The following is a 252-nucleotide window of genomic DNA, read 5'->3' as shown; positions in this document are numbered from 1 at the left end:
CTGCCCGGCACCGCGTTCGTGGACCTGGCGGTCCATGCCGGCGACCTTGCCGGGTGCGGTGTCCTGGAGGAGCTGACGCTCCAGGAGCCCCTGATCCTTCCGGGTTCTGGTGGCGTGCAGTTGCAGGTCCGTGTCGGCGACGGCGATGGTCCGCGAACGGTGACGGTCTCCTCTCGTGAGGGGGAGGGCGAGTGGGTGCGGAACGCCGTCGGTCTGCTGGCCCCGGCCGATGGTGAGCCTGCTCCGGATCGA

At 70.6% G+C, this 252-nt stretch carries 1 protein-coding gene; it reads left to right on the top strand.

Annotated features, from left to right (window positions below):
- The coding region (locus WA788_RS35835) for a polyketide synthase dehydratase domain-containing protein (RefSeq protein ID WP_335984733.1) at positions 1-252 on the top strand (252 nt) is incomplete at both ends.

Origin of the sequence: Streptomyces sp. CA2R106 (assembly GCF_037034245.1) — a bacterium.
GTDB lineage: Bacteria > Actinomycetota > Actinomycetes > Streptomycetales > Streptomycetaceae > Actinacidiphila.
The sequence above is the reverse complement of the archived record's forward strand: the minus strand, read 5'-3'. Positions and strand labels throughout refer to the sequence as shown.